We start from the raw sequence: 2,859 nt of genomic DNA, 5'->3' as shown, positions 1-2,859 counted from the left end.
CCACTAGGTTACAAACCTCACGCCGCGATTAAATCGCCCCTAGATTGAACAAATTTTAATCCTGAAAGGTCAACAGGCCCTAGAGCCTTTTTTATGCAGCATATAAGTTTACTAAAATGTAATCGCTGTTTGTTTAAAATACGTAACGATCTGTAATAATTATTAGGAAGATCCGCAAACATGAGCAAACGTATTTTATATTGGCTACAAAATGATTTACGCATAGACGACAACCCTATTTTTAGTGACCTTGCTTTGCAGCAATGCGCACTAGATATTGTATTTGTAATAAACCCGCACTGGTTTAGAAATAATAACTACCGACAAAAGCCATATGGTATACACAAACAGCAGTTTTTAATGCAAAGTTTGTACGAGCTGCAACAAGCGCTTATTGAACGCGGCCAAACTCTGCATGTACTTGAGGGCGAGCCTGTTACAGTGTTAAAGCAGCGAATTGCGGATCAACATATTGACGGGGTTGTATGCGCAGAGCACGTTGGAATATATGAGCAACGCCAACTCGCGCGACTAAAAGCACATTGCCCGCATCTGATATTTAAAACGACTCAACAAGACACTTTATTTAAACAAAGCGACCTCCCTTTTGATTTAAACGAACTGCCTAAAAACTTTACCCCATTTAGAAAAAAGGTAGAGGCGGTAAATACTCCCATCACGCTTTCAGCGTTGCCTAAAGCTTTATTACCAAAACCCATTACTTTATGTGCTGCAAAGCCAATTGAACTGCACAATAATCTTGAGCATTTAATGCATGGCGGGCTTAAAAGTGCGCAAATACATTTAAAGCACTACTTTTCAGGTTTACTGCCAAGTACTTATAAAACAACTCGAAACGAGCTTGATGGCTTTAATAACACCACAAAATTTAGTGCATGGCTTGCCTTTGGCTGCATAAGTGCACGACAAGTTTATAATGCAGTTGAACAGTACGAGCAAAGCCACATAGCAAACGAGTCTACTTACTGGATTAAGTTTGAGCTGTTATGGCGTGAGTATTTTAAATGGCATGCACTTAACGTAGGTAGCAGCCTATTTAGTTTTAAAGGCCAAAAACACACTAAACCCCTGACTACGTTTATACCAAATCGCTTTGCTGCGTGGTGCAATGGCGCAACCCCCTACCCCTTGGTGAACGCTATTATGAATGAACTTAATGCCACAGGGTATATATCAAACCGAGCTAGGCAAATTGCAGCAAGTTGTTTAGTTAACGAACTTAGCCTTGATTGGCGCTATGGCGCGGCCTATTTTGAACAGCAATTGATTGATTACGACGTAGCTGCTAATTGGGGCAACTGGCAATACGTAGCGGGCGTGGGTGTAGATCCGCGTGGTGGTAGGCACTTTAATATTGAAAAACAAACGTTACAGTTTGACCCGCACGCTGTTTACACTAATAAATGGCAAGGTAATAAAAATACCAGCACACAGCTCGATAACGTAAACGAAGTTGATTGGCCAATTTAAGCCGCTAATCAACTTTTACCAAGTAACGTTTAAAACAGCTCAGCAATGCCTATATTAATAGCGTAACCACCTAACGTTAAAAACAAAAATAAACACAGCGCCAGTAACAATGGCTTAATCCCCGCTTGGCGAATAGCCCCAATATGTGTGCGTAAACCCAAAGCCACCATTGCAATCGTGAGCAATATATTATCAAGCCAAACAATCGCACTTGTAGTAGCTTGAGGAAGTATAGAGAGTGAATGCACACCACTTGTCGCAATAAATAACACTGCAAACCAAGGGATAGTGATGCCTGATTTATTACCCTTGCTGTTTGCAATGCTACCTACTTTTGAATTTTTTTTATTTTGCCAATACGATAAGCACAACAAAAATGGGGCTAGCATCATTACTCTTAACATTTTTTCAATCACCGCCGTATCGGTAGCATTTTCGCTTACAGCACTGCCCGCCGCCACGACTTGCGCCACTTCATGAATCGTTGAACCGACAAAAATACCATACGCGTGCTCCGTCATGCCCATATATTCAAACAATAACGGATACGCGAACATACTCAGTGTGCCAAACACTACAACCGTTGCCACAGCTACTGATACTTTGTGCGCCTGCGCTTTTATTACAGGCTCGGTTGCCATTACAGCGGCAGCGCCACAAATAGAGCTACCTGCGCCAATTAATATTGTCGTGTGTTCATCAAGTTTAAATACGTATTTACCTAAGCTAAGTGCTAACATAAACGTACCGCTAAGTACTGTAATATCGGTTATCAACCCAGTTAAACCAACTCCCGCTACTTGTAAAAATGTGATCCTAAAGCCAAATAAAATAATACCCGCTTTGAGTAAAGTACTTTTAGCGTAATTAACACCCACATCGGTATGAGTCGCAATGCGCGAAAAAACACTGTTACCTACAATAATGCCAAGCACAATACCAATAGTTAAGGAGCTAAACTGAGCGCTTTGCATTACCTGCAATTTACTAAGGGCAACAGCAGCCCCCGCTAAAACAATAACAAGCAGCATTCCTAACCACCAACGCGAATCGTTGTATTGCTTAGTATTAACACTAAAATGCTGTGCTATCTTTTTAATTTTACTAAGCATAATCATCCCTTCATAAAGTCATTGTTATTAATTGACTTCATTATAATAAAGCGCAAAATATAACTCTAATACATTAAAATCATGATTTGATAACTTAAAGTTATGTAATTTGAGAGGCACAATGAACCTACATGCACTTCGGGTGTTTCATACGGTTGCTAAACTAGGTAGCTTTTCGGCCGCAGCTGAAGCGCTGTTTATAAGTCAACCGGCGGTATCAAAGGCTTTAAAAGAGCTTGAGTATCAGCTAAACATA

The 2,859-nt window shown here is 40.5% G+C and carries 3 protein-coding genes; 2 read left to right on the top strand and 1 reads right to left on the bottom strand.

Going from position 1 to position 2,859, the window contains the following annotated elements; genetic code table 11:
* Positions 1-180: 180 nt before the first annotated feature.
* Complete coding sequence (locus CWB66_RS17235) at positions 181-1,491, top strand: DASH family cryptochrome (RefSeq protein ID WP_138586329.1); 1,311 nt, start codon at positions 181-183, stop codon at positions 1,489-1,491.
* 29 nt (positions 1,492-1,520) lie between these two features.
* Here the strand turns inward: CWB66_RS17235 and CWB66_RS17230 are convergent, their stop codons facing one another.
* Positions 1,521-2,603 (bottom strand): YeiH family protein, encoded by a 1,083-nt coding sequence (locus CWB66_RS17230; RefSeq protein ID WP_138586328.1) that lies wholly within the window; start codon positions 2,601-2,603, stop codon positions 1,521-1,523.
* A 121-nt stretch (positions 2,604-2,724) separates the two neighbouring features.
* Between CWB66_RS17230 and CWB66_RS17225 the strand changes: the two genes are divergently transcribed.
* Positions 2,725-2,859: LysR family transcriptional regulator (locus CWB66_RS17225; RefSeq protein WP_138586327.1), on the top strand; the 135-nt coding region annotated here is incomplete at its 3' end.

Source organism: Pseudoalteromonas sp. S558 (assembly GCF_005886635.1).
Taxonomy (GTDB): domain Bacteria; phylum Pseudomonadota; class Gammaproteobacteria; order Enterobacterales; family Alteromonadaceae; genus Pseudoalteromonas; species Pseudoalteromonas aliena.
Note: the sequence above shows the minus strand (reverse complement) of the source record. Positions and strands in the feature narration are given on the sequence as shown.

What these genes read in the sequence shown, in the direction of transcription:
- CWB66_RS17230 (WP_138586328.1), bottom strand. Translation starts at nt 2,603, where the DNA reads ATGCTTAGTAAAATTAAAAAGATAGCACAGCATTTTAGTGTTAATACT.
- CWB66_RS17235 (WP_138586329.1), top strand. Translation starts at nt 181, where the DNA reads ATGAGCAAACGTATTTTATATTGGCTACAAAATGATTTACGCATAGAC.